Annotated in this window: 26 protein-coding genes and 1 tRNA gene; 9 read left to right on the plus strand and 18 right to left on the minus strand. The window is 68.1% G+C overall.

What is annotated here, in order from left to right; all coding sequences use genetic code 11:
* Positions 1 to 71: 71 nt before the first annotated feature.
* From NKJ07_RS14350 to NKJ07_RS14380, 7 genes are all read right to left on the minus strand, one after another.
* Positions 72 to 224 (minus strand): hypothetical protein, encoded by a 153-nt coding sequence (locus NKJ07_RS14350; RefSeq protein WP_318567489.1) that lies wholly within the window; start codon positions 222 to 224, stop codon positions 72 to 74.
* Positions 225 to 453: 229 nt separating this feature from the next.
* A tRNA-Ala gene (locus NKJ07_RS14355) sits at positions 454 to 525 on the minus strand.
* A 180-nt stretch (positions 526 to 705) separates the two neighbouring features.
* Entirely contained in the window at positions 706 to 1014 is a 309-nt protein-coding gene (gene rpsJ, locus NKJ07_RS14360; protein WP_318567490.1) for a 30S ribosomal protein S10, read from the minus strand.
* Between the two features lie 3 nt (positions 1015 to 1017).
* Positions 1018 to 2283, minus strand: a complete 1266-nt coding sequence (gene tuf / locus NKJ07_RS14365; protein ID WP_318567491.1) for a translation elongation factor EF-1 subunit alpha — start codon at positions 2281 to 2283, stop codon at positions 1018 to 1020.
* A 333-nt stretch (positions 2284 to 2616) separates the two neighbouring features.
* On the minus strand, positions 2617 to 3573 hold the full coding sequence (locus NKJ07_RS14370) for a homoserine dehydrogenase (protein ID WP_318570466.1): 957 nt from the start codon (positions 3571 to 3573) through the stop codon (positions 2617 to 2619).
* Positions 3573 to 4178, minus strand: coding sequence for an amino acid-binding protein (locus tag NKJ07_RS14375; protein WP_318567492.1), 606 nt, complete (start codon positions 4176 to 4178; stop codon positions 3573 to 3575). The genes NKJ07_RS14370 and NKJ07_RS14375 overlap by 1 nt, the downstream gene beginning before the upstream one ends.
* A 629-nt stretch (positions 4179 to 4807) precedes the next feature.
* Positions 4808 to 6994 (minus strand): elongation factor EF-2, encoded by a 2187-nt coding sequence (locus NKJ07_RS14380; RefSeq protein WP_318567493.1) that lies wholly within the window; start codon positions 6992 to 6994, stop codon positions 4808 to 4810.
* Positions 6995 to 7182: 188 nt separating this feature from the next.
* Here NKJ07_RS14380 and NKJ07_RS14385 point away from each other — a divergent pair, with 188 nt between their 5' ends.
* On the plus strand, positions 7183 to 7935 hold the full coding sequence (locus NKJ07_RS14385) for a DUF5781 family protein (RefSeq protein ID WP_318567494.1): 753 nt from the start codon (positions 7183 to 7185) through the stop codon (positions 7933 to 7935).
* Positions 7936 to 8219: 284 nt separating this feature from the next.
* Here the strand turns inward: NKJ07_RS14385 and NKJ07_RS14390 are convergent, their stop codons facing one another.
* Positions 8220 to 8591, minus strand: coding sequence for a DUF7853 family protein (locus tag NKJ07_RS14390; protein WP_318567495.1), 372 nt, complete (start codon positions 8589 to 8591; stop codon positions 8220 to 8222).
* Positions 8592 to 8671: 80 nt separating this feature from the next.
* Here NKJ07_RS14390 and NKJ07_RS14395 point away from each other — a divergent pair, with 80 nt between their 5' ends.
* Positions 8672 to 8896, plus strand: a complete 225-nt coding sequence (locus tag NKJ07_RS14395; protein ID WP_318567496.1) for a hypothetical protein — start codon at positions 8672 to 8674, stop codon at positions 8894 to 8896.
* A 15-nt stretch (positions 8897 to 8911) separates the two neighbouring features.
* Here the strand turns inward: NKJ07_RS14395 and NKJ07_RS14400 are convergent, their stop codons facing one another.
* Complete coding sequence (locus NKJ07_RS14400) at positions 8912 to 9691, minus strand: hypothetical protein (protein WP_318567497.1); 780 nt, start codon at positions 9689 to 9691, stop codon at positions 8912 to 8914.
* A 242-nt stretch (positions 9692 to 9933) separates the two neighbouring features.
* Between NKJ07_RS14400 and NKJ07_RS14405 the strand changes: the two genes are divergently transcribed.
* Positions 9934 to 10311 (plus strand): hypothetical protein, encoded by a 378-nt coding sequence (locus NKJ07_RS14405; protein WP_318567498.1) that lies wholly within the window; start codon positions 9934 to 9936, stop codon positions 10309 to 10311.
* A 39-nt stretch (positions 10312 to 10350) separates the two neighbouring features.
* Here the strand turns inward: NKJ07_RS14405 and NKJ07_RS14410 are convergent, their stop codons facing one another.
* The 3 genes from NKJ07_RS14410 to NKJ07_RS14420 form a co-directional block, all read right to left on the minus strand.
* Positions 10351 to 10878 carry a GNAT family N-acetyltransferase gene (locus NKJ07_RS14410; protein WP_318567499.1) on the minus strand — a complete coding sequence of 176 codons (528 nt, stop codon included), beginning with the start codon at positions 10876 to 10878 and terminating at the stop codon, positions 10351 to 10353.
* Complete coding sequence (locus NKJ07_RS14415; protein ID WP_318567500.1) at positions 10878 to 11246, minus strand: universal stress protein; 369 nt, start codon at positions 11244 to 11246, stop codon at positions 10878 to 10880. The genes NKJ07_RS14410 and NKJ07_RS14415 overlap by 1 nt, the downstream gene beginning before the upstream one ends.
* An 84-nt stretch (positions 11247 to 11330) precedes the next feature.
* On the minus strand, positions 11331 to 11999 hold the full coding sequence (locus NKJ07_RS14420; protein WP_318567501.1) for an RNA 2'-phosphotransferase: 669 nt from the start codon (positions 11997 to 11999) through the stop codon (positions 11331 to 11333).
* Positions 12000 to 12089: 90 nt separating this feature from the next.
* Between NKJ07_RS14420 and pepF the strand changes: the two genes are divergently transcribed.
* The 4 genes from pepF (at position 12090) to NKJ07_RS14440 (ending at position 16238) form a co-directional block, all read left to right on the plus strand.
* Positions 12090 to 13880: an oligoendopeptidase F gene (gene pepF, locus NKJ07_RS14425; RefSeq protein WP_318567502.1), complete on the plus strand. Its 1791-nt coding sequence runs from the start codon at positions 12090 to 12092 to the stop codon at positions 13878 to 13880.
* Between the two features lie 98 nt (positions 13881 to 13978).
* Positions 13979 to 15202, plus strand: coding sequence for a proteasome-activating nucleotidase Pan2 (gene pan2 / locus NKJ07_RS14430; protein WP_318567503.1), 1224 nt, complete (start codon positions 13979 to 13981; stop codon positions 15200 to 15202).
* A gap of 95 nt (positions 15203 to 15297) precedes the next feature.
* A complete protein-coding gene (locus tag NKJ07_RS14435; protein WP_318567504.1) occupies positions 15298 to 15780 on the plus strand; it encodes a pyruvoyl-dependent arginine decarboxylase in 483 nt (160 codons plus the stop codon).
* Positions 15781 to 15851: 71 nt separating this feature from the next.
* Entirely contained in the window at positions 15852 to 16238 is a 387-nt protein-coding gene (locus NKJ07_RS14440; protein WP_318567505.1) for a DUF5811 family protein, read from the plus strand.
* Positions 16239 to 16347: 109 nt separating this feature from the next.
* On the opposite strand, the gene NKJ07_RS14445 is transcribed toward NKJ07_RS14440, so the two are convergent.
* Both NKJ07_RS14445 and infB read right to left on the minus strand, forming a co-directional pair.
* Positions 16348 to 16575 (minus strand): DUF8015 family protein, encoded by a 228-nt coding sequence (locus NKJ07_RS14445; protein ID WP_318567506.1) that lies wholly within the window; start codon positions 16573 to 16575, stop codon positions 16348 to 16350.
* 212 nt (positions 16576 to 16787) lie between these two features.
* Positions 16788 to 18587 (minus strand): translation initiation factor IF-2, encoded by a 1800-nt coding sequence (gene infB / locus NKJ07_RS14450; protein WP_318567507.1) that lies wholly within the window; start codon positions 18585 to 18587, stop codon positions 16788 to 16790.
* A gap of 306 nt (positions 18588 to 18893) precedes the next feature.
* On the opposite strand from infB, the gene NKJ07_RS14455 reads away from it, so the two are divergent.
* Both NKJ07_RS14455 and NKJ07_RS14460 read left to right on the plus strand, forming a co-directional pair.
* Entirely contained in the window at positions 18894 to 19124 is a 231-nt protein-coding gene (locus NKJ07_RS14455) for a PRC-barrel domain-containing protein (protein WP_318567508.1), read from the plus strand.
* 10 nt (positions 19125 to 19134) lie between these two features.
* Positions 19135 to 19593 carry an NOB1 family endonuclease gene (locus NKJ07_RS14460; RefSeq protein ID WP_318567509.1) on the plus strand — a complete coding sequence of 153 codons (459 nt, stop codon included), beginning with the start codon at positions 19135 to 19137 and terminating at the stop codon, positions 19591 to 19593.
* An 80-nt stretch (positions 19594 to 19673) separates the two neighbouring features.
* On the opposite strand, the gene NKJ07_RS14465 is transcribed toward NKJ07_RS14460, so the two are convergent.
* The 4 genes from NKJ07_RS14465 to NKJ07_RS14480 all read right to left on the minus strand — a co-directional run bounded on the left by NKJ07_RS14465 (position 19674) and on the right by NKJ07_RS14480 (position 23818).
* Complete coding sequence (locus tag NKJ07_RS14465) at positions 19674 to 20423, minus strand: CPBP family intramembrane glutamic endopeptidase (RefSeq protein ID WP_318567510.1); 750 nt, start codon at positions 20421 to 20423, stop codon at positions 19674 to 19676.
* 119 nt (positions 20424 to 20542) lie between these two features.
* The gene (locus NKJ07_RS14470; RefSeq protein ID WP_318567511.1) at positions 20543 to 21829 is read right to left on the minus strand and encodes a glucose-6-phosphate isomerase; all 1287 of its coding nucleotides are present in this window, start codon (positions 21827 to 21829) and stop codon (positions 20543 to 20545) included.
* Positions 21830 to 21929: 100 nt separating this feature from the next.
* Positions 21930 to 22256 (minus strand): NifU family protein, encoded by a 327-nt coding sequence (locus NKJ07_RS14475; RefSeq protein WP_318567512.1) that lies wholly within the window; start codon positions 22254 to 22256, stop codon positions 21930 to 21932.
* A 113-nt stretch (positions 22257 to 22369) separates the two neighbouring features.
* Positions 22370 to 23818 carry an LVIVD repeat-containing protein gene (locus NKJ07_RS14480; protein WP_318567513.1) on the minus strand — a complete coding sequence of 483 codons (1449 nt, stop codon included), beginning with the start codon at positions 23816 to 23818 and terminating at the stop codon, positions 22370 to 22372.
* Positions 23819 to 23947: the final 129 nt, after the last annotated feature.

Genomic DNA, 23947 nt, shown 5'->3' on the forward strand with positions numbered 1-23947 from the left:
AAATTGGAGCGAAAAGCCGGTGAGGGCAGATGCCTTGGAACAGTTGAAGGCCCTCACGGGTGGTTTTCGCGTCACGGCTGACACCTCCCGTCCTCGAGCGCCGCGCAGCGCTTCCAAGGATAGTCGATTGCACAGCCGCAGAACTCACAGATGGGTGGGTCGCGGTCGATGCCGTCCAGACGGACGATCACGTCGACCACCTCCGTTCCCTCACAGGATCGCAAGCAAACGGCGACCCGCGCTTGTTTTCCTGATGAACTCCCTTCTGCGAGGGAGCGTTCTCAAGCCCAGAAATGGCGAATCCGGCCGAATCAGAGTCCCTACCTTGCGGTCGTGAACCCTGAGTATAACTGAGGAACAGTAGTGGACTCGCCGGGAGTCCCGCGAGCGAGCGCAGCGAGCGAGTGGGACTACGGCGAGTCCACGACTGAGCGAACGAAGTGAGTGAAGAAGTGGACTCGCCGGGATTTGAACCCGGGGCCTCTTCCTTGCGAAGGAAGCGATCTGCCACTGATCTACGAGCCCGCATTCCCACGCAGTCGGTGGGTCGACTTGTACCTTCTGTTTCTGCGTCGTCTCGACGTCGAACGCGAAACTGAAGAGCGGCAGACGGCGCACCTTAGCGCCGCGTCGCGACTCTGCCAGCCGGTCGGATCGCACGTCGGTGCCGGCAGCGACCGGCACACGGGTTGCGGTCCGACCGTCTCAGTCCTCGAGGACGATCTCGATCGAGACGTCGTTGGGGACCTGGATGCGCATCAGCTGACGCAGCGCGCGTTCGTCGGCGTCGATATCGATCAGACGCTTGTGGACGCGCATCTCCCAGTGCTCCCAGGTCGCCGTCCCCTCGCCGTCGGGGGACTTCCGAGTGGGAACCTCCAGTGTCTTCGTCGGCAGCGGGATCGGCCCGCTGAGGTTGACCCCGGTCTTGTTGGCGATCTCGCGGACGTCGCCGCAGATGTTGTCGAGGTCCTCGGGACTCGTACCGGCGAGTCGGACGCGTGCCTGCTGCATCTGTTATCGCTCGTTGACCTCGAGCACCTTGCCGGCGGCGATGGTCTGGCCCATGTCGCGGATGGCGAAGCTCCCGAGCTCGGGAATCTCGCCCGAGGGCTCGATCGAGAGCGGCTTCTGGGGGCGCACGGTGACGACCGCGGCGTCACCCGACTTGATGAAGTCGGGGTTCTCCTCGGCGACCTCGCCCGTCTTGGGGTTGATCTTCTGGTCGATGGCCTCGATGGTACACGCGACCTGCGCGGTGTGGGCGTGGAACACCGGCGTGTAGCCCGCGGTGATGACCGAGGGGTGCTGCATCACGACGATCTGGGCCTTGAACGTCTCGGCGACCGTCGGCGGGTCGTCGGCGGGGCCGCAGACGTCGCCACGGCGGATATCGTCCTTGCCGACGCCGCGGACGTTGAAGCCGACGTTGTCGCCGGGACCGGCCTGGGGCACCTCTTCGTGGTGCATCTCGACCGTTTTCACTTCACCACCCACGTCAGATGGCTGGAAGGAGACGTTGTCGCCGGGCTGCATGATCCCCGTCTCGATCCGACCGACCGGGACCGTCCCGATGCCGGAGATGGTGTAGACGTCCTGGATGGGGAGACGGAGCGGCGCGTCCGTCGGCGGCTCCGGCGCCGGCAGGTCGTTGAGGGCTTCGAGCAGGGTCGGCCCGTCGTACCAGTCCATCGTGCCGGACTTCTCGGCGACGTTGTCGCCCTCGAACGCCGAGATGGGGACGAACGTGGCGTCGTCGGACTTGAAGCGGACCTGCTTGAGGAGCTTCTGGACCTCCTCCTTTACGTCGTTGTAGGTGTCCTCGCTGTAGTCGACGACGTCCATCTTGTTGACGCCGATGATGAGCTCGTTGATCCCCAGCGTGCGTGCGAGGAAGACGTGCTCGCGGGTCTGCGGCGCGACGCCGTCGTCGGCGGCGACGACGAGCACGGCGTTGTCGGCCTGCGAGGCACCCGTGATCATGTTCTTCACGAAGTCACGGTGGCCCGGACAGTCGACGATGGTGAAGTAGTACTCGTCGGTGTCGAACTCTTGGTGGGCGATGTCGATGGTGACCCCGCGCTCGCGCTCCTCGGCGAGGTTGTCCATCACGTAGGCGAACTCGAAGCCGCCCTTGCCCTTCTCTTCGGCTTCCTCTCGGTACTGCTCGATGACGTGCTCGGGTACGGAGCCTGTCTCGAACAGGAGGCGGCCGACCAGCGTACTCTTTCCGTGGTCAACGTGGCCGATGATGGCCAGGTTCTGATGCGGTTTGTCACTCATGGTGAAGTCACGCGCTAAGGCGCTCTGTGGGGGACTTTTGCCTGTAACACCTAAAACGATTTCGATACGCTACACGGCCGAATACGGCGCTGTCAGGCGGTTTGTGCCCCGTCCGCATACGTCACAGCGGCGGTCCGGTGGCAGGTAAAAATCGACCCACTGCGGTCGACACGCTTCCCCCACGGCTCGGTCTCGTTCTGTCTCGTTCGCGCGCCGATGCGCCGGGTCGCGTCGACACTGACGGACGGCCGACTGTCCGACGAACGAGCGAGAGGAACCGAACGTGGAGCCGCCGCCATGGACGGCGGCCGTGACGATGCCGGTGCCGCCGGCTTACCGTTCGAGCCGTCCGACGTCAGCGAGTACCGCGGTGGCGGTCTCCGGCCCGCCGGCACCGCGCCCGCTGACGTTCAGCTGGCCGGCGTGTCGGGTTTCCAGCTGGACGATGTTCTGCGTGCCCGTCACGGCGAGCGCGCCGTGCTGTGGGACGAGCCGCGGGCCGACCCGAACCCGCTCCGGCGTCGCCTCCGCGATGAGCCGGATCGTCCGACCGTCCTCCGTCGCGAGGTCGAGCGCGCTGCCGGGAATCGCCTTGATCCCCTCCACGTCGGCGTCCGCCAGCGTGAACTCCTCGCCGCCGCGCGCCTCGCTCAGCACGTTCGCGAGGATGACACATTTCAGCGCCGCGTCGGTCCCCTCGACGTCGAACGACGGGTCGGCCTCGGCGACACCGAGGTCCTGTGCCTCCGCGAGGACGTGCTCGTACCCCAGGCCTTCGGCGGCCATCCGCGAGAGAACGAAGTTCGCCGTCCCGTTCAACACGCCGCGTGCGGCGGCGATGTGGCCGGGACCGTAGTCGTCGATGGTCGACAGCACCGGCATCGCCCCGCCGACGGTCGCCTCGAACAACACCCGCCCGTCGCTGTCCGCCTCGGTCCGCCTGAGATCGCGGTAGCGTTCCGCGACCGGCCCCTTGTTCGCGAGCACGACGTGGCGGTCCCGTTCGAGCGCCGTTCGGACGTGTGAGAAGCCGGGGTCGGCGTCCCCGAGCGTCGTCGGCGTCGCCTCGACGAGCACGTCGTAGTCGGCCGCGAGCGCGTCCGCCGGATCGCCGTCGCCGACGACGCCCTCCAGTTCCTTCCGGTCGAGCGCCGCCGCGCCGTCGATCCCGTCGCCGTCGACGGCCGCCGACGACGAGTCCGCGAACGCGACCACCCTGTGCCCGTACGCGGCGGCGAGATCGACGACGTTGCCGCCGACCGCGCCCGCGCCGAGCACCGCGAGCCGCATCATTTCGAGCCCTCCGTCAGCGGCTCGATGACGTGGAGTTCCTTGTCGGCGGCGATCTCCCGGACCAACGCGAGCGCGTTCTCCGTCTCGCCCGGCCGGGTCGCCAGCCGGAGCCGCGCGCTCGACGGCTGGTCGGTCCCTTCGGGGGCCGACAGCGACAGATCCGACAGCGACGCCTCCGTCGACCGCTCGATCCGGTGGAGCGTGTCGGAGAGGTCGGTGTCGACCAGATGTCCGACGAGCAGGATGTTCAGCTCCTCGCCGTACCGCTCCGCACCCGCCTGGATGACGGTGATGCCCTCCGTCCGGAGCGCGTCGACGATCCCCTCGAACCGGTCCGGCGGGCACTCGAGATCGACCTCGACGGGGATCCGCCCGCGCGGGGTGATGTTCCCACGTTCGTGGAAGATCGACAGGAGGTTGCCGCCGTTCTCCGCGATGGGTTTGAGCGCGGCGAGCAACTGCCCCGGTTCGTCGGCGAGTTCCAACCGGACCGTGTGCGCCTGCGGCCGTTCGCCCCCGTCGGTCTCCTGTCGGGCCTCGGCGTCCGCGTCGGCGACGCCCGCCTCCTCCCGAGCCGCGTCGTTCCGGGCGGCGTCCGTCATCGGCTCACCCCCCTCGGCGGGAGGGTACGACTCCCTCCTGTTGTCCCCGGCAGGGAGCCCGCTGGTCGTCGCTCCGTGCCGATGCGTCTCGGGGAGTACGTACCCGTTCGCATGGTAACGAGGTGTTCTTGGTCCCGATATAAGCCTCCGTCGGTTGCGAACCGTCATGAGACCGTAAGCGGGCGGTCATACTGTCGGCTGTAACCGTTTCAAACTATTCGGCACCCAGGTGGCCGAAACGCGCTGTGGACGTACAGCCGACAGTATCAGTTCGCCACCGCCGACGCCCGTCACCCCGAGGACCCCCGGGAGGCGCTGTGCATCCACAGCACGCTCCCCAGGACGACGACGCCGAGGAGGTTCCACACGGAGATGCGGACCGCGTTCGCGGTCGAAAATCACTCCGGTGGAGCAGAGACCCCGAGACCGCCAGCCCGAGACAGACGACCGAGCGCCGAGAGCGTGACGCCGAGCGGCGGTCGTCCGCCGACGACGAGCGGCGTGATGTTCGATGTCAAAAGCACGATCCCCGAGAGTATCAGGAGAGAGTCCGCCCACGATCGAACGCGAAGCGGGCCGACGACGGAACCGGGGCGGTCCGTCACACTGCGGCGGAAGCCGCGTGGGCGTTAGATGTAGTCGACCGACGGCGGCAGTTCGAGCTTCATCCCCTTGCGCTCGCGGATCTCGGTGATCTTCTCCGTCTGGAGGTTGTCCGCGAGCACGCGGAAGCCGGCGTTCTCCGTGTTCCACGACGCGCGACCCTCCGTCGCGGAGCGGATGTCGCTGGAGAAGCCGATCATCTCCTCGACCGGCGCGATGCCCTCGATGACCATGAGATCGCCCTCCTGGTACATGTCGTCGACGCGGCCGCGGCGGCCCTGGATCTCACCGGACGCCGAGCCCATGTACTCCGAGGGGACGTCGATGCGGACGTCCTGGATCGGCTCGAGGAGGCGAATCTCGCCGTCGATGAGCGAGCGGTGGACGGCCTCGCGGACGGCGGGGATGACCTGCGCCGGCCCGCGGTGGATGGTGTCCTCGTGGAGGCGGGCGTCGTGAAGCCGGAGGAGCGCACCCTGGACGGGCTCGCCGGCGAGCGGGCCGTCCTCGAGCGCCTCTTCCATCCCCTCGATGACGAGCTCCATCGTCTCGTTGAGGTGCTGGATCCCCTTCGTGTCGTCGATGAGGATGTTCGTCCCGAACATGTGCTCGACCTCCTGGGACGAGTCCTTGTCCATGCCGAGTTCCTGCAGCGCCTCGCGGCGCTCCAGTTCGGGCATGTCCATCGCCACGTCGCCGAGCTTGATCGCCTCGACGATCTCGTCGGCGAGGGGCTCGACGGTGATGTAGAACTTGTTGTGGCGGTTCGGCGAGACACCCTCGACCTCGCGGGACTCGCCAGTCGGCGCTTCGCGGTAGACGACGATCGGCTCACCAGTGTTGACCGGGATTCCCTGGTTCTTCTGGATGCGCTGGGTGATGACCTCCAAGTGGAGTTCACCCTGTCCGGAGATGAGGTGCTCGCCGGTGTCCTCGTTGATCTCGACCCTGATGGTGGGGTCCTCCTTGGCGACCTGCTGGAGTGTCTGGATCAGCTTCGGCAGGTCGTCCATCCGGGTCGCCTCCACGCTCTTCGTGATGACCGGCTCGGAGATGTGCTCGATCGACTCGAACGGCGTCATCTCCACGCTCGAAACCGTGGAGCCAGCGATGGCGTCGCGGAGGCCGGTGACGGCTGCGATGTTCCCGGCGGGGACGCCGCGGTCGAGTTCCTCGCGCTCGCCGCCCATGAACACGCCGACGCTTTGCACGCGGTTCTTGCCCGCGGTGCCGGAGACGTACAGCTCCTGGCCCTTGCGGATCGTCCCGGAGAAGACGCGTCCCGTGGCGATCTCGCCCGCGTGGGGGTCCATCGAGATGTCCGTCGCCATGAAGACGACGTCGCCGTCGTCGTCGACGTCGCGCATCTGGATCGCGAGTTCCGACTCGGAGTCACCGCGCCAGATGGTCGGGATACGGCGCGGCTGTGCCTCGAGCGGGTTGGGGAAGTGCTCGGCGACCATGTCGAGCACGACGTCAGAGAGCGGCGACTGCTCGTGGAGCTCCTGGCGCTTGTCGTCGCGCTCCATCTCGATGATCTCGGCGAAGCCGATGCCGGTCTCGGCCATCGACGGCGCGGAGACGCCCCACTTGTACAGCGCGGAGCCGAACGCGACGGTGCCGTCCTCCACCGAGACGGTCCAGTCGCGGTCCTCGTAGTCCTGGGTCATCCCGCGGATGAGCTCGTTGACGTCGGCGATGACGTCGAGGAGCCGCTCTTGCATCTCCTGGGGCCCCTCCTGGAGCTCGTTGATGAGGCGGTCGACCTTGTTGATGAACAGCGCCGGCTTGACGCCCTCGCGAAGCGCCTGCCGCACCACGGTTTCGGTCTGCGGCATCGCGCCCTCGACCGCGTCGACGACGACGAGCGCGCCGTCGACGGCGCGCATCGCGCGTGTCACGTCGCCACCGAAGTCCACGTGGCCCGGCGTGTCGATGAGGTTGATGAGGTGGTTCTCACCCTCCCACTCGTGGGTCATCGAGACGTTCGCCGCGTCGATGGTGATGCCGCGTTCCTGTTCGTCTTCCTTCGTGTCCATCGCGAGCTGCTGGCCGGCCGTCTCGTCGGAGATCATGCCGGCGCCCGCGAGGAGGTTGTCGGAGAGCGTCGTCTTCCCGTGGTCGACGTGCGCAGCGATGGCGATGTTCCGGATCTGCTCCGGTTTGTCCATCAGTTTCTCGCACTCTTGTACGATCTTCTTTCGTCGGCCCATTACAGGCTCATACCGATAGGAGGGACAAAAGGGTAGTGTTTTGCCGGAGGCGAAATCGCCGGTCTGGGGCCGCTCTTCCCGTCGTATGTGGGTGTTTCACACGTTCTCCCGCCGCCGCGTTCCCGTCGCCGCCACGCCTCGTCGCCGGCAGAAGAATCATACTTCCGCAGATCGTGGTACGTTCACGCATGGATATTCGAGTGCTTGGATCCGGACCGCCGGATCCGTTTCTGAGTGCAGCCGACCTGTTCGAGACCGAGTTCTCGCTCGATCTCCCGGTGCGCGTCCACGTCCGTTCTGACCCCGACGAGCGGACCTGGGCGGGCCACTACCCCGACCATCACGTGCTCAACATCTCACAGCAGGCGGCGACCAGCGCGATGGCCCGCGAACTCGCCCTGCACGAACTCGCGCACATGGCGCGCTACGAGGAGTCTCACCCCTCACACACCCAGCCCACCGAGGAAGCGCTCTTTCTCGCGCTCGCCGGCCGGTCGGTCGAGCGCCACAAGCTCGCCCACTGCTACCAGATCGCCAACCACATGAAGGACATCTACGCCGACGACCTCACGCTCTCGGTCGCGCCCGCCGAGAAGCTCGTGCTCTTCTTCGAGTCGCAGTTGGCGGCGGCACTCTCGGACCGTCCCGTCGCGCCCCGTCCCGACTCCCGACGGATCTCCCCGGGGTCCGATCCCGACATCACCGCCGTCAACGCCGCGTTCGCCCTCGCGCTCTGTGAACGTCACAGTCTCCTCGACCCCGACCACCGCCTCTACGACCTCGCACACGCCGCCGACGACGACGCGCCGGGGGTCGAACTCGAGACGTTCAAATCGCACTTCGCGTCGCTCGCGGCCGACCCGACCGAGAGCGACTATCGTAAGACGCTCGTCGACGTCACCCGCGACTACTGCGTCCGGAGTCAACAGGCCGCCGACTGAGCTTCGGAGTCCGAGTCTCCCCGTCCCGGAGTCCGAGTCCGGCTGTCGCGCGAAGAAAACCACTACTCTCGTGCCGATGGACGGCCTCGCGGTGAGCGACCTCGTACGAGACGACGTCATTGTGTGACGTGCCAACACACTTTGCTGTGAGTACCAACATCGCCTTGCCGATCGCCGTCCGCCCGGCGCGCCGCGGCGGCACGGCCCGCCGATGCGGATGCACGTGTACAGCCACGTCCACGGTGGCTTTCCCGACCGAGGGGCCCGGCGCGCCGCGGCGGCCGCTACGAGCGACAGCAGTCGTCCGCACGACACGAGCCGCGGCTCCGCTCGATCCGCGTCGAGACCTGGTGTAACAGCCGTTCGAGCCGCGGTCGTTCGACCTCCCACCACGTCGGGCTGTGGTGGTACGTCGCCACCACGCCCTGCATCGCTTCGAGCTCCGCGAGGGTGTAGCGCCGCTCTCCGGCGTCGAGCGTCTCGAACGCCCGGCGGACCGCCGCGCCCGCGGGCGCACGGTCGACCCCGGTCGCCGCGGTCGCCGTCACGTCGCGTCCGAACCCGAGTCGGTCGAGCAGGACGTGGTGGAGCGTCCACTGTTCCTCGCGCGACAGCGACAGCGTCTCGACGGGACACGACGGTCGGTTCTCGGTCATCTGCGATGTCTCGCGGCTGTTGTCCCTCGACAGTAATGAACGTTAGCAATTGGCACGGCTCCCGCCATCTGACAGGACGGGTGGTATTAGTCCCCGTCGCGCTCGTCGTCCTCTCGGGCGTCGCCGCGGTCGGATCGGTCGCTGGCGGCCTGTTCGCGCTCACGCGCCTCGCGGTGCTCGGCGTCGCCGCCGCCACGGACGAGCGGACCGGCTCGGTCGCCGTCCCGGCGGTCGCGTACGCGACGCTCTTATTCGCCAACTGGCTTGTCGTCTACCTCTTCGAGGCCGGGCTGCAGAGCTGGTGACCGCCGGCGCGTCGGTCAGTCGCGAAGGTCGCCGTCGCCCGGTTCGTCCCACGGCTCCTCGCCGGAGACCGGCGCGAGCGCGTGGTCGAGTTCGGCCTCGGAGTAGTCGACGTCCGAGAGCACCATCGCCAGCCGCTGCCAGCGGCGGCTCTCCTCGCCGTCCTCGTCGGGACCGACCCGCGCGCCGCGCGTCTTGAAAAAGCGCGTCCCCCGGCCCCGCCGAGCGCCCTCGCCCGTGTGCTGGTCGAAGATCACGTCGAACTCCCCGTCGGGACCGAGGTCGCCCACGGGAAAGTCGACGGGCGGCTCCACCCCGTCGCTGGTGGCGTCGGCGCGGCGGTCGGCGATCCGTCCGAAGCACTCGTCCGCGTTGGCGGCCTCGCGCGACGAGCGAGCGCGAGCACAGGCCAGCGCGGCGTGGATGGCACAGAGCCGCCCCTTCCACGAATCGGGTTCCCAACGGTCGGTGGCGAGTTCCTCGTAGCGCTCGACGAGGAGCGCCACGTCTTGGCCGGCGCGGAGGTCCTCGACGACGTACAGGTTCAGCCGATCCCAGAGGTTCCACGCGTACCCCGACCGGGCGAGTTCCCACGCCGCCCACGCGGCCACGCGCTCGTCGGAGCGACGCACCGCCTTCTGGAGGAGGCTGGAGACGTCGTACCGGTTGTAGCCGCCGTCGGTCTCGTGTTCGCCCTTCGGCTCCCCGCGGTCGGTCGTCCCCTCGCGCGCCTCGGGTGGCGTCTCCGTGTCGAGGCTCCCGTCGGCCCCGAACGTGGCCTGTCGATCCTCGGTCATGAGCCGGTGAAAGGCGACCAGGGGTAGATGTGTTGCGGTCCCGGTGGCGCTCCGGAACGCGTTTCTCCGACCCCGACTGTCGGACTGCGATATCGACGGCACGTGTTCTCAAAAAAGAGAAATTTCTTCGTAACCGTTATTTATCGTCACTCCTCCGGGACTGACGAACACCCTCAATCGAGAGCCAGCAGCGGTCCGACGCGGACGTCATCGACGACAGCGATATCGGCACGTCGGAGACGGTGGCGGAACTCGCGAGCGCGCTCCGGGAACTCATGGAGGCATCCAACCAGGTCGCCTGGAGCTCACAGGAGATCAGCGACCTCGCGAACGAGCAGTCCGACAGCATGGGCGAGGTCACAAGCGAGGTTTCGAACCTCAGCGCGGCGGTCGAGGAGGCCGCGATGGGTGCGGAGGAGGTCGCCGACGCGACCGACCAGCAGGCCGCCTACACCGAAGAAGTGCTGCCACGGTCGATCAGACCGCAGCGTAGGCCGAGCGGGTCGCCGAGCGGATCACGGACGTCGCCGCCGCCAACGAGGAACAGGCGGCGAAGATCGACGAGATCCAGCGGCTGCTCGCGGAGTTGGACCTCGCGGCGGCCGAGTGAGCCCGCGTGACGACCCGGCCCGTGGGCGGCAGTCCGGTCTGACCGCCGGTTACACCCGGATGGCCATCTCGAGCTCGAAGCTCTCGGTGTCGCTCGTCTCGAACCCGACCGACTGGTAGAGGTTCACCGCCGGGTGGTTCCACCGCTCGACCGTGAGCCACACCTGCTCGACGCCCTCCGCGGAGCCGTAGCCGAGCAGGGCGTGCATCAGCCGTGTCCCGATGCCCGACCGCTGGTACGCCTGGAGCACGAAGATGGCGAGTTCGTACGCGTCGCCGTCGGGGACGAGCGTGGCGTGCCCGGCGGCGGTGTCGCCGTCCCACGCGATCACGTTCAGACAGTCCCCGTCGAGGATGTTCGAGAGCCACTCGCGGATCCGTTTTTCCTTGCCCGGCGGGATGCCCTGGGCGCGGTCGGCGGGGTCGAACGCCTCGTACATCTCGACGAGCGCTTCCCGCTCCTCGTCGCTCCCGTCGTACGGTCTGATCTCGATCTCGCGGCCCTCGCCGTCCTCGAAGCCGAGCGGCGGTGCCTCGAACGGTCCCGACGGCTCGTCCGGGTAGACTCTGTCGCTCATTATCGGACCAGTGAGACCGTCACGTGTGCGTTCAGGAGGACGAACTCGGCGATGCCGCCGATCTTGATCTTGCCCATCGGGCTCCGCTGGCCGCCGCCGATCACGATCTTGTCGAACCCCTCCTCCTCGCTGAGGCGGACGAGCGCGCTCCCGGGATCGCCGTCGAGGTGGCGCACCTCGGCGTCCAGTTCGGCCTCGTCGACGACCGTTCGCACGCGGGATTCGACCTCCTCGCGAGACAGCTCCGTGGCCGGGTTGTCGACCACGCCGATCGTGAGGTCGTCGCCGGCCTCGACCGCCCGGTCGACGGTCTGCTCCAGCGCCGCCAGCGAGTCGTCCGTCCCGCCGATTCCCAAGAGTACCTTCATAAACGGCGAATCGTCGGCCCAGGGCAAAAAGACGGGGGCTCCGCCTCCCGTCGTGCGATCCCGTCGCACACTCGGCCCGCGCGGTCACGTCGTTCCGGCGCGCGACAGGAACCGGGGTGGGACGCGGGCGACCGTGTAGGTCTCGCGTCCGCGCGTCCTGATCTCGAATCCGGCGGCGGCCAGCCCGTCCGCGTCGACGGCGAGCACGACCGACTCGGCGTCGGCGTGACGGCGGCCGACCGACGCGGCGGTCTCGGAGTCGCCCGAGAGGTGGACTTCCTGCCGACCCATCGGCCGCAGCCCCTCGTCGGAGATCGCGTCGAGGTTCCGGGCTGCCGTGCCGTGGTAGAGCGTCTCCGGGACGCCGTCGTCCGGGTCCCCCTCGCGGTCGCGGTCGAGATCGACGTCGACCGAGTGGCCGTACGCCGCGCGGATCTTGGCGCCGTCGCCGGCGTCGCGGGTCTCGAACCGGCCCTTGGGGTCGGTGGCGACGACCGCCCTGACCTCGCGGTCGCCGGCCCAGTCGTACTGGCGATCGACGGCGTCGACCAAGGCGTCGAGCGGGGTCCAGCCCGCCTCGTCGAGCGTGATGCCGGCGTCGTCGGGGAAATGCCTGAGCGCGCCCGAGCAGAACGTCGAGAGCCGGCGTCTGCGGCGGCCGCCGAGGAGTCGCTCCCCCCGGGCCCCACAGCGCGGGCAGACGGCCGTCGCGTGGGGGCCGTGGTCGGGGCAGACGGCGATCGGGTCGGTCATCGCCCGGAGTGGGTGTTCGACGCCCGTGTGTCTTTCCCACCGGATGCCGCGGGGACAACCCTTAGGCTCGCCCGCACCTTCCGTCCGCGCATGAGTTCGGTTCCCGAACGATCAGAGATCGCGGCCGAGTACAAGTGGGACCTCGACTCCATCTACGCCTCGGACGAGGAGTGGGAGGCGGCGTTCGCCGAGGTGAAAGAGCGCATCCCCGACCTCCGTGAGTACGAGAGCCGGGTGACGGAGGACGGCGAGACGCTCCTCGCGGCGCTCGAACGCGAGGAGGCGGTGATGCGCGAGCTCTCGAAGGTGGTCTCGTACGCCAACCTCCGCTCCGCGGAAGACACCCGCAACCAGGAGTTCCAGGCGCTGTCGGCCCGCGCCCAGTCGCTCTCGGCGGAGGCACAGAGCGCCGTCTCGTACATCGAGCCCGAGCTCCAGGCGCTCTCGCGCGACGAGGTGGCCGACCTGGTCGACGAGGAGCCCGGCCTGGAGCCGTACGACCACTACCTCGACGACGTGCTCCGGATGAAGCCGCACACGCGCTCGACCGAGGTGGAGGAGCTCCTGGCGGACCTCTCGGAGGTGACCGGCGCGGCGAGCGACGTCTACACGATGCTCACCAACGCCGACATGGAGTTCCCGACGGTCGAGGACCCCGACGGGGATGCCGTCGAGATCACCCAGGCGAACTTCACGAAGCTCCAGAAACACCCCGACCGATACTTCCGGCGGCGGGTCCACGAGGAGTTCTACGACCGGTGGGTGGACGTCAGAAACACGGTCGGGTCGGCGCTGAAAAACAGCGTCACGAAGGACGTCAAGATGGCGAACGTCCGCGGATACGACACCGCCCGCGAGGCCGCGCTGAACGGCCCGAACGTCCCCGTCGAGGTGTACGACACCTTGCTGGAGACGGTCCGCAAGCACCTGCATCACCTCCACTACCACGCCGAACTGAAGCGCGACGCCCACGACCTCGACGACCTGCGAATGTGGGACCTGTACGTCTCGCTCACGGGCGAGGAGTCGCCCACCGTCGAGTACGATCAGGCGGTCGAGTACATCACGGACGCGGTCGCCCCGCTCGGAACGGAGTACCGAGAACGGATGGCCGAGGGGCTCGACTCGCGGTGGGTCGACGTTTACGAGAACAGGGGCAAGCGCTCGGGCGCGTTCTCGGCGGGGACGTACGACACCCAGCCGTATATTTTGATGAACTACCAGGACGACGTCGAGTCGATGTTCACGCTGGCGCACGAACTCGGCCACTCGATGCACTCCGAACTCGCCAACGAGAGCCAGCCGTGGCAGTACGCGAGCTACGACATTTTTACTGCCGAGGTGGCCTCGACGGTGAACGAGACGCTGCTGACGCACCACCTCCTCGACACCGTCGACGACGACGAGTTCCGGATGCACGTCCTCGACCAGTACCTCGAACGGTTCCGGTCGACGCTCTACCGACAGACGATGTTCGCCGACTTCGAGTTGCGGATCCACGAGGTCGTCGAGGAGGACGGCGCGCTCACCCCCGACCGCCTCGACTCGCTGTACGGCGAACTGAAGCGGGAGTTCTACGAACCCGCGGTCGCCGACGAGCGCATCGAGCGCGAGTGGATGCGCATCCCGCACTTCTACTATAACTTCTACGTGTACCAGTACGCGACCGGTATCTCGGCTGCGGTCGCCATCGTCGAGCGGGTGCTCGACGAGGGCGAACCCGCGGCCGACGACTACCGCGAGGCGCTGCGGATGGGCGGCCGGGAGTACCCGCTCAAGGTGCTCCGCACCGCGGGCGTCGACCTCACAGAACCCGACCCGATCGAGTCCGCGCTGGCGGTGTACGGCGACTACCTCGACGAGGTGGCCGCGCTGCTCTGAGGGCCACGGCGACAGGAGAGCGCGGACGTGTCTCGCTCCACGAAAGTTTCCCGCGACCCAAAGGCACATTTACACCGCGTTCATAGGAACGGCAACTAATGTCACGGAGCCCGTCGCTACCCGAGCGTCCGCACCTCGATCTGGACCCGGAGATGTCCGATGGGGAACGGCTCTCGGCGATCAGACAACACTACGAACGCATGCGCTCGGTCAACCAGGAACTCGACGAGCGCCTCGACGAAGCCGAAGGAGAGACCACGGCGTTGAAAGAGGAGGTCGACCAGCTCAAGCGCCGCAACGACACCCTCAAATCCTCGTCGCTGTACATCGCCACGGTCGAGGAACGGACCGAAGACGGCGTCATCATCAAACAACACGGCAACAACCAGGAGGTGCTCACGGAGGTGTCGCCGCGGCTCGAAGGCGAGGTCGAGGCCGGCGACCGCGTCGCCATCAACGACTCGTTCGCCATCCAGACCCGCCTGGCCGACGAGACAGACGCCCGCGCGCAGGCGATGGAGGTCGACGCCTCCCCGGACGTCACCTACGACGACATCGGCGGGATCGACGACCAGGTGCGGGAGGTCCGCGAGGCCGTCGAGGACCCCCTCGAGAACCCGGAGATGTTCCGCGACGTCGGCATCGACCCGCCCGCGGGCGTGCTCCTCCACGGACCGCCGGGGACGGGCAAGACGATGCTGGCGAAGGCCGTCGCGAATCACACCGACGCGACGTTCATCAAGATGGCCGGCTCCGAACTCGTCCGGAAGTTCATCGGCGAGGGCTCCAGACTCGTGCGTGACCTCTTCGAACTCGCCCACGAGCGCGAACCGGCCGTCATCTTCATCGACGAGATCGACGCCGTCGCCTCGAAGCGGACGGACTCGAAGACCTCCGGAGACGCGGAGGTCCAACGGACGATGATGCAGCTGTTGAACGAGATGGACGGCTTCGACGAGCGCGGCGAGATCCGGATCATCGCCGCCACCAACCGCTTCGACATGCTCGACGAGGCGATCCTCCGCCCCGGGCGGTTCGACCGCCTCATCGAAGTGCCCCACCCCAACGCCGAGGGGCGCACACGCATCCTCGACATCCACACCCGCGACATGCGGCTCGCCGAAGACGTCGACACGACGGCCATCGCGAGCGACCTCGAGGGATACAGCGGGGCCGACATCGCCTCGCTCGCCACCGAGGCGGGGATGTTCGCCATCCGCGACGGTCGGACGGCGGTCAGTCACGCCGACTTCGTCGACGCCAAACAGAAGCTCAGCGAGGACGACAGCGTCGAGATCCCCGGCCTCGACTACCAGTACTGACGCCGGGCGCAGGTCGGGGGCGGCGTCCGAACCGGAACGTCGTCCACGCGTCCGTATCGGAACCCATTATTCCCCGCGTCACGCTACTCGAACCGATGAGCACCATCCACGTCGTCCGCGGCGTCGCCACGGCCGCGACGGCGATGGCCTCCTACGACGCTGCCCTCGCCGCGGCCAACGTCCACAACTACAACCTCGTCCGCGTCTCCTCGGTGATCCCCGCGGGCGCGACGGTCACGCCGGTCGAGACCGCGCCCGACCTCGGACCGGCGGGCAACCGCCTCACGGTCGTCGAGTCGCGCGCGACGGCCGCGGCGGGCACCGCGGCGCGGGTCTGTGCGGGCGTCGGGTGGTCCACCGGCCCCGGGCCGGGGCTGTTTTACGAGGCGTCGGGCGACGACCCCGAGACGGTTCGTGAGACCGTCGAGCGCGGCCTCGCCGAGGGCCGGCGACTGCGCGAGTGGACGTTCGACACCACCGAGGTGACGGTCGCCACCGCCGACGTGCCCGACGACGGCGACTCGTACACAACGGCGGTGGTCCTCGCCGCCTACGGCGAGAGTGAGCCGATCCTGTAATGTCAACTCGATCGCGTATATCACCGTCTCCGACGGCTTTTTGCGGCCGCTTTCCGTACTGTGGGTGTCTGATGAACGGAAACAACCCCTACGCGGGTGCCCCGGGCGTGGTCGGTGCAGGGCAACCCTCGTCCGACGTCGACGACCTCTCCCCCGCGGAAGTACGGCGGCTCCGACAGGCCGTCTCCGGTATCGTCGCGGAGACGCGGACGTACCTGCCCGACAGCTACGCCATCGGGTCGGAACTGTCGCACGGCTCCGGCGGGCCGCGAGCCACCGTCGCGGTCCACCCGCCGGTCGGCCACCCGGTCAGCGCCGGACTCACGCCCGACGCCGACGACCTGGAGACGGGGCTCTCGGCGGAGGACTGCACCGAAGTCGCCCGCGGACTCGCCGCGAGCGCGGCGTTCCAGGTGATGTCGACCGTCGGCGACGATCTGACGCCGACCGCGCGATAGCTCCGTTCCTCTCCGTTCGGTTCCGTCCCGTCGGTCGCCAGAACCTAGCGAGCCTCAAGCGACGCGTCCACGCCGGGCGCGGCCACCGTCGGAACCGTCGACGACCGGTTCAGTCGTCGCCGGGGGCCGACGGGCCGTCAACGAACAGGCCGTAGGCGAGCAAGAGGACGGAGGGGACCGAACCGAGGCCGGCACCGGCCGATAACGGCGCCGCGGTGGCCGTCGCCCCGACCAGCCCGAAAAGCACGGGCAACGGCAACAGCGCGAGGAACAGATCGTACCGGGAGAAGCGGCGGTCGTCCACGCTACGGCGTCCGTGGGTAGTTTGCGTGCTCATACCGTCTCACCTCGTTCCTTACTAGCGTGAGTTTCGACTAAAAATTTTCTGGAGGGTTCGTTCAAAGTCCACTCGTGAATCCACACGGGTTCATACGAACAGTCGAAAAATGTCCTCGTAACTTACAGGTGACCAAATCGGTGGGCGTCTGACGCGGAGACAGGAGGGTTGCGTCGGTCGCTCCGGTGGTCTCGGGGCCGCCGGAGACGGCGTCACTTCCCCCAGAAGGGGTCCCGTCGGCGGTGTTTGTCGAGATACGACTGCAGGGCTTCGAGTTCGTCCGCCGGGATCTCGTTCGAGAGTTCCTGTTCGAGGATCTTCGCGTGTTTCTCGGGGAGGTCGATCCAGAGTTCGTCGCCCTCGTCGATCTGTCTCCCCACTGTCGGCCCGTCGATGGCGACGCTCACGCGTTTGCCGGCGCGGGCCTCGCTCACGTCGTCGCCCTGTTCTTGGATGCCGTTCAGTTGGCCGACCCGTGTCGGCTTGGCGCCGTCCCACTTGACGACATACTGGTTGTTCTTCAACGTGCCAGACATCACCTCGACGCCGACGACCGCCGGGTTCGACTGCCGGAAGACGTGGTCTTCGAGCACGCGGAACCGAGACGGACGGACGATCTTGTCGAGGATCGTCTCCTGCTGGGCGCGCTGCATCTCGTCGACGTACTCCTCGTACTCCTCGACGAGCTGATAGATCACGTCGTCGTCGAACAGGCGGACGTCACTCACGTCGAGTTCCGCCCGGGCGTTCTTGAGCACGTCGACGTTGAACGCGAGGATCACCTTGTGTTTGGGCTCGTTGGCGGTCGAGGCGACGGCCACGTCCCGGGGGGCGACGTCCCCCACCTCGGCGCGGAGGATGGGCACCTCGGCTTCGTCGAGCGCGTTCGCCATCGCCTCTAAGCTCCCGAGCGTGTCGGCCTTGACCACGACGCCCTCCTCGGCGGTCTCGACCTCGATCTCGGCGAGTTCGCGCTCGACCTCGGCGACGACGTCGTCGACGTGTCGGTCGCGCACCACCCGGACCGGCGCGCCGGCCATCGCGTCTTCGAGGTCGGGAGCGGCGATCTTGACACCGGACGCCGCCGTCACTTCGTCGACGCGCTCGAACCGCTTTTCGGTGCGGATCTCGGCGTTCGGTCTGGGTCTGAGGAGGGCCCGGACTTCGGTGACGATGGGTTCGTTCGTCCCGCCGACGACGATCGTCTCGCCCTCGCGAACGGTGCCGTCGTACAGCACCACGTCGAGGGTGGTGCCGAAGCCCCGCTCGTCTTTCACTTCGAGCACCGTCCCCGCGCCGGGGCCGCCGACGTCGATCTGCATCTCCTCTTTCATGTACCGCTGGGAGAGTCCCATCAGGACGGCCAGCAAGTCCGGGACGCCCTCGGCAGTCATCGCGGAGGCGGGGACGACGCCGACGTTCTTCTGGAAGTTCTGGACGCGCCAGTACAGATCGGCCGAAAAGCCGTTGTCGGAGAGGTCGCCGATTATCTCGTAGAGGTTCTCGTCGAGCATCGAGCGCGCGCGAGACGACTGAGCTTCGTACGTCTGCTGGATGGGGGCGTTCTCCTGGGGGTTCCACCCCGGCGTCGTGTCGATCTTGTTCGCGGCGACGACGAACGGCGTCCCCGTCCGCTTGAGGATGTCGATCGCTTCGACGGTCTGGGGCTGGAAGCCGTCGTTGACGTCGACGACGAGGATGGCGATGTCGGCGAGCGCCCCACCCCTGGACCGAAGGGTGCTGAACGAGTGGTGGCCCGGGGTGTCGATGAAGAGGAGTCCGGGCAGGTCGAAGTCCTCGGGGTTCACCAGGCTGCCGGCCATCCCCGAGATGGTTTCGAGCGGGACGGCCGTCGCGCCGATGTGCTGCGTGATCGCCCCCGCCTCGCCCTCGGAGACGGCCGACCCGCGGATCGTGTCGAGTAGGCTCGTCTTGCCGTGGTCGACGTGGCCTAACACGGCGACGATGGGGGTGCGGAGTGTGTCTGTGGGTTTGGTGTCGGATTCGGACATGAGAGTCACCCCGGAAGAAGTTCCGTATGAGGGAGGTGCCGGGGGGGAGAGTTAAGTCCATCGTCACGCCGAACGCGGGCGCACGCCCGCCCGACGGCCCCGACGACGGGGCCGTTCGGGGCGGCTCCGGCCACCGCGCCCGACCGACGCGCGGGCGAACCGGGGCCCGTTCGTGCCCTCGGTCCCGGTGTGCTGGCCCCTGTCGGCGTCCGGTCGACGGCTCCGCGCGCACGCCGTCGTCTCGCCGTCTGACGCCCGTCAGCCACCCCCGTGGCGTTTATATCGCCGGGCGATAGTAGCGGGCGTATGGTACTCGCGGAGAACCTCTCGGGGAAGGCGGTCATGGGTTCGGACGGAACCGAACTCGGCACGCTGTACAACATCACGATGGATCTCAAGACGGGCGAACTGAACGACCTGCTGGTCGACCCGAACCTCGAGGTCTCGGGCGACTTCGAGACCGACGACGAGAACCTCATCCACGTTCCGGTCGGAAGCGTCCAGGCCGTCAAGGACTACATCGTCGTCAACCAGTAGAGAACGCCCGATGCGACTGTTGGATTCGTCGGCGTTCATCAACGACTACCACACGGACGACCGGACCGCGTCGATCCCGGCCGTGCGTGCGGAGCTCGAAGCCGAGTCGTCGCTGCGGTTCGAGGCGATGGAGGGCGCGGGCATGCACATCCACATCCCGACGGACCAGAGCGTCGCGAAGGTCCGGCGGGCCGCCCGGGAGACGGGCGACGACGGCGTGCTCTCGGAGACGGACACGCGGCTGATCGCCGCGGCGTTCGAACTCGACGCGACGCTCGTCACCGACGACTACGCGATGCAAAACGTCGCCGATCACCTCGCCGTCACCTGCGAGGTGATCGCCCAGGACGGGATCACAGAGCAGCGCCAGTGGCGCTTTCAGTGCCAGGGCTGTGGTCGAGAGTACGACGAACACCACGACCGCTGTCCCATCTGTGGGACGGAACTGACGCGCAAGAACCCGTCGTAGTTCCGGGTTCGGCGTCCGGATCCGTCGTGTTCGGCTCGTTCGATGCCGAGCGGACAGCGACGGCCACACCCGCCCGTCGCTCACACCGCACCGGTCGCGCCGACGTACTGGATGACGAACAGCACCGAGTTGTAGACGCCGTGAGCGAGCGCCGGGGCGGCGATCGTCTCGGTCCGCTCGTACAGCACGCCGAGGACGATCCCCAGCGTTCCGGCGATGGCGACGTACGCGAGTTTCTCCGTCGGCCCGCCGGAGACGGCGATCCAGTGCACCAGGCCGAAGAGCCCGCTGGCGACGACGATCCCGGCGCGGACGCCGAACGACCGCCGGAGCACGCCCTGGACGACGCCGCGAAAGAGCAGTTCCTCGATCGGGCCGACGAGCAACAGCGACACGGGGATCATGTAGAGGAAGTACACCGGTGCCTCCCGGCCCTGCGTGATGACCTGGTTCTCGCCGAAGGAGATACCAAGCGCCTGTAGGAGAAAACCTGCGCCGAACTGCGCCGCGAGGAGGACGACGACGGCTCCGGCGCTGAGTAACAGGGTTCGAGCCGTGAGCCGGCGGGTGTGGAGGAGGTGCCACGTGTCCGTGATCGCGAGGAAGCCGATGATCGCGATCACGAACCCGACGAACTGGAGGACCGTTCGGACGACGTTGAGTGCGAGGCTCTCCTGTGCGAACACGCCCGCGTCGACGAGCAACGCCGAGGTCGGCGGGACAACCGCGCTCGCGACGAGGAAGGCCGCGAACACCGCGAGCACCGCCTGTCCGAGGCTGGCGAGGCGTCCCGTGATGGCCTCCTGTGTGCTCCGCGTGGTCGATTCCATCGGCCGGAGATTCGGGCTACGTGGGATTCAAGCCTCCGGTTTCGAGCCTCGATGGCGTACACTGTCTCCCCCAACGGCTCGAACACGGCGGCGATCAGCCACCCCCGGCCACTCCGGCGTCAGTCGATCTCGAGCCGCGTCTTGTCCGCCACCGCGTCGGCTTCCGCGAACTCGCCGCCGCCGAGGAGTCCCCGGGCGGCGCGTTTGCCCCACTCGACGGCGGGCTGGGTGAACGTCGACACCGCGGCGAGTTCCCCGTAGAGGACACAGGCGGCCTCCATTCCGTACAACAGCTCCCCGAGAGCGTACTCGTCGACGTGGTCGATCTCGATTCTGACGTTGGGGACGCCCGCGGCGGCGAGCGACGCCTCCGTCGCTTCGAACTCCGCGTCGAGGAGTTCGCCGAGCGACGACCCGCCGAGATACGACAGCCCCTCCAGATCGGTCTCGGGGATTTCCCGGTCGGCGTACTCGCGGGGCCGGACGAGCGTCACCATCTTGTCGCGGGGCCCGGCGCGGTACAGTTGGAGCTGGGAGTGCTGGTCGGTCGCACCGAGGGCGCGGGCGGGCGTCTGTCCCAGTCCGTCCTTTCCCAGGGATTCGGCCCACAGCTGGGCGAACCACTCGGCGAAGTATTCGAGGGATTCGGCGTACGGCATCATCGCGTTCGTGAGCGCCCCACGCTCCGCGAGGGCGTAGGAGACGCCACCGTAGGCGTACGCGGGCGAGTCGAACAGCGACCCCGATAGCGACTCGGCGGCGTCGGCACCGCCGGCGAGAAGCGCCTCCAGGTCGTGGCCCTGGACGGCGGCTGCGGCCAGTCCGACGGTCGACAGCGCCGAGAAGCGCCCCGGGACCCCGTCGGGAACCGGGAGCGACGGCAGGTCGTGTTTCTCGGCGAGCCGGCGGAGGTTCCCCTCCTCGCCCGTCGTGACGAGTGTCCGGTCGGTCCAGTCCACCCCCGCTGAATCCATCGCCTCGCGGACGACGAGGAACGTCGAGAGCGTCTCGGCCGTGGTGCCCGACCGCGAGACGACGTTCACGACGGTCCGGTCGAGCGGGAGCGAGTCGATCACCGCCGCGGTGTGGACCGGGTCGACGTTGTCGAGGTAGTACGCCTCCACGTCGGAGTCGAGCGCCGCCGAGATGGTCGCCGCGCCGAGGGCGCTCCCGCCGATGCCGACGTTGAGGAACGCCTCGGCCTCCTCGAACGGTTCGACGGCGCGGTGGATCGCGTTCGTGTCGGTCGTCTCCGGGAGGTTCAGCGCCGCGTAGCCGTGTTCGGCGTTCGTTCGACCCTCCTCGATGCGTTCGTGTGCCGCCGCCACGTGGTCGTCGAGCCGTTCGAGCGAGTCGCGAGAGACGCCGGGCGTCGTCTCCAGTGCGTTCCCGATGTCGACGTACATACGTGTCAACTCCCGTGAGGCGGCGACAAGTACGTGCCGGTGGGGCGACGGTCGGGACTAGCGCGAGACGGGGTCGATCAGACCCGACGGTCCGCCCCGCTCAGAAGTGGTCCGAGCCCTCGGTCGAGAACTGGAGTTCGCCGCCGCGCCCGCCCTCGACGGTGTCGGAGGTCATCTCGCCCGTGTCGGGCACCCGAACGACGACGTCGTCGACGTCGTCGAAGTCGCGGATGAGGTCGGCTTTGATGTTCTGGGCCGTGATGTTGCTGATCCCGCAGTGTGAGCACGTCCCCCCGAGTTCGACGACGACCTCGCCTGTCTCGGGGTTGGCCTCGCGGACGACGCTCTCGCCGCCGTGCATCTGGATGATCGGCATCTGCCCGACCATCCACGTCTCGATGCGCTCTTTCAGCGGTTCGTCGCTCATTGCCGGTGTTTGGGTGTCCAGCTATGCGTAGGTTACGGTTTCACAAGCCAAAGGACACGAAAGATGCAATCGAACCCGCACGATACACCGCCCGCCGAACCGACGACCGCCGGTCAGTCGTGGCTGCGCCGCCACAGCCACCAGCCACCGAGGCCGAACGCCGCGAGGCCAGTCGGCGGACGGAACCCGGGCAGCGTGACGCTCGAGTCGGCGGTCGGCGCCGAGGGGGTCTCCGTGGACGAAGTCCCGAGCGACGGAGGCGCCGACTGCGACCCCTGCCGGTCGGGGAACGTGTAGAGCCGGCCGGGGACGGGGTCGACACCGCGGCTCGCCGCGACGAAGAAGCCGTCCGACCCCGTCGTGACCGCCTGCGCGGTCCAGAAACTCGCCTCCCGGGGCGCGTGCCACCACGACTCCTCGACCGGACTCGCGGGGTCGGTCACGTCGTGCCGCTTCACCCCGCCCCGGTACCACGAGGTGTACAGCGTCCCCCCTCGGAGGTCGAGATTGTGCGCCGTCGTCCAGGTTCCCCGCCGCGTCGGGTCGTCGCTGGTCGGCGGGAGAACCGCCGCCTCCCTGACCGGGGCGGCCGGCTCCGAGACGTCCCAGAGGTCGACGCCGCTCGGGCCGCCGACGGTCCGGTCCCGGTAGCCGTCGCCGTCGTCGTCGACGCTGACCCCGAAGCTCTCCTTGCCGACCGCGAGGAGCGTCCCCGACCCGTCCAGCGTCGCGTAGTGGTGGTTTCCCGGTCCCGTGACCGCCGGTGCGGGCCCCTCCGCCGGGAGGCCGCCAGGAGTGGGTGCCTCGACACGCCCGACCACCGTCGTGTCGGCCGGCTCCGAGACGTCGACCAGCCAGGTGCCGGCGTCCCAGCACGCACAGACGGCGACGCCGTCGTGGACGGTCACGTCGTGGAGCGTCCGGCGGGCCGATTCGACCGACCCCCAGGCGGTGTCCTCGTTGAGCAACGACCACGAACCGAGTTCGACGGGGGAGTCCCGAGCGACGTCGACGATCACGAGCGCGTTGCGGTCGCCGTCGTTGCCGGTGAGGTACGCCCGCCCGTCGGCGACGTCGCAGTTGTGGACGGGGAAGTCGGTCGGGAAGAAGCCGCGCTCGCGGGGATCGGCGGGCTCGGAGACGTCGACGACGGCCACTCCGGCGAGCGCGTTCCGGCGGGGGTGGGCGGGCCCGGCGACGACGAGCGTGTCGCCGTCGACTTTCACGTCCTGAACGTTCACGAGCGGCCCGTCCTCCTCCGCGGATCGGAGGTCGGTCCGGCGCGCCAGCATCCGCGGCTCGGTCGGATCGGAGAGATCGACGGTCGCGTAGCCGTCCCCGGTGGCGACGTACGCGATCCGACCGTCGCCGACGACCGCCTCGCGTGCGCCGGGGACGTCAACCACGCCGAGCGGGTCGTACCCCTCGCTCGCCTCGCCGCCGACCGTGCCGTCGCCGTCGCCGCCTCCCTCGTGGGCGCTCGCGGCTCGGGTGGCGACGAACCCGGCGCTCCCGACGCCGAGACCGACCGCCGTCCCGCGGAGCACGTCGCGCCTGCGCACGACCGGGGTTGGAGACGGAGGCTCATAAGCCGTGGCTCGTCTCGGCTGACGTCGCTGGGGAGTACCCTCCGTCTCGAGTTCGTGGCGACCCGTCCATCCCAGAGGAGGAACGGTAGACGACAAGAGCAG

Source organism: Salinigranum marinum (assembly GCF_024228675.1).
In the GTDB taxonomy this organism is placed as follows: Archaea; Halobacteriota; Halobacteria; order Halobacteriales; family Haloferacaceae; genus Salinigranum; species Salinigranum marinum.

Coding starts and splice junctions, on each gene's coding strand:
- rpsJ (WP_318567490.1), bottom strand. CDS start 1,014: ATGCAGCAGGCACGCGTCCGACTCGCCGGTACGAGTCCCGAGGACCTC.
- tuf (WP_318567491.1), bottom strand. CDS start 2,283: ATGAGTGACAAACCGCATCAGAACCTGGCCATCATCGGCCACGTTGAC.
- NKJ07_RS14370 (WP_318570466.1), bottom strand. CDS start 3,573: ATGCGGCTCGCGGTGCTCGGCGCGGGCGCGGTCGGCGGCAACGTCGTC.
- NKJ07_RS14375 (WP_318567492.1), bottom strand. CDS start 4,178: ATGACGGACGCCGCCCGGAACGACGCGGCTCGGGAGGAGGCGGGCGTC.
- NKJ07_RS14380 (WP_318567493.1), bottom strand. CDS start 6,994: ATGGGCCGACGAAAGAAGATCGTACAAGAGTGCGAGAAACTGATGGAC.
- NKJ07_RS14385 (WP_318567494.1), top strand. CDS start 7,183: ATGGATATTCGAGTGCTTGGATCCGGACCGCCGGATCCGTTTCTGAGT.
- NKJ07_RS14390 (WP_318567495.1), bottom strand. CDS start 8,591: ATGACCGAGAACCGACCGTCGTGTCCCGTCGAGACGCTGTCGCTGTCG.
- NKJ07_RS14400 (WP_318567497.1), bottom strand. CDS start 9,691: ATGACCGAGGATCGACAGGCCACGTTCGGGGCCGACGGGAGCCTCGAC.
- NKJ07_RS14410 (WP_318567499.1), bottom strand. CDS start 10,878: ATGAGCGACAGAGTCTACCCGGACGAGCCGTCGGGACCGTTCGAGGCA.
- NKJ07_RS14415 (WP_318567500.1), bottom strand. CDS start 11,246: ATGAAGGTACTCTTGGGAATCGGCGGGACGGACGACTCGCTGGCGGCG.
- NKJ07_RS14420 (WP_318567501.1), bottom strand. CDS start 11,999: ATGACCGACCCGATCGCCGTCTGCCCCGACCACGGCCCCCACGCGACG.
- pepF (WP_318567502.1), top strand. CDS start 12,090: ATGAGTTCGGTTCCCGAACGATCAGAGATCGCGGCCGAGTACAAGTGG.
- pan2 (WP_318567503.1), top strand. CDS start 13,979: ATGTCACGGAGCCCGTCGCTACCCGAGCGTCCGCACCTCGATCTGGAC.
- NKJ07_RS14435 (WP_318567504.1), top strand. CDS start 15,298: ATGAGCACCATCCACGTCGTCCGCGGCGTCGCCACGGCCGCGACGGCG.
- NKJ07_RS14440 (WP_318567505.1), top strand. CDS start 15,852: ATGAACGGAAACAACCCCTACGCGGGTGCCCCGGGCGTGGTCGGTGCA.
- NKJ07_RS14445 (WP_318567506.1), bottom strand. CDS start 16,575: ATGAGCACGCAAACTACCCACGGACGCCGTAGCGTGGACGACCGCCGC.
- infB (WP_318567507.1), bottom strand. CDS start 18,587: ATGTCCGAATCCGACACCAAACCCACAGACACACTCCGCACCCCCATC.
- NKJ07_RS14455 (WP_318567508.1), top strand. CDS start 18,894: ATGGTACTCGCGGAGAACCTCTCGGGGAAGGCGGTCATGGGTTCGGAC.
- NKJ07_RS14460 (WP_318567509.1), top strand. CDS start 19,135: ATGCGACTGTTGGATTCGTCGGCGTTCATCAACGACTACCACACGGAC.
- NKJ07_RS14465 (WP_318567510.1), bottom strand. CDS start 20,423: ATGGAATCGACCACGCGGAGCACACAGGAGGCCATCACGGGACGCCTC.
- NKJ07_RS14470 (WP_318567511.1), bottom strand. CDS start 21,829: ATGTACGTCGACATCGGGAACGCACTGGAGACGACGCCCGGCGTCTCT.
- NKJ07_RS14475 (WP_318567512.1), bottom strand. CDS start 22,256: ATGAGCGACGAACCGCTGAAAGAGCGCATCGAGACGTGGATGGTCGGG.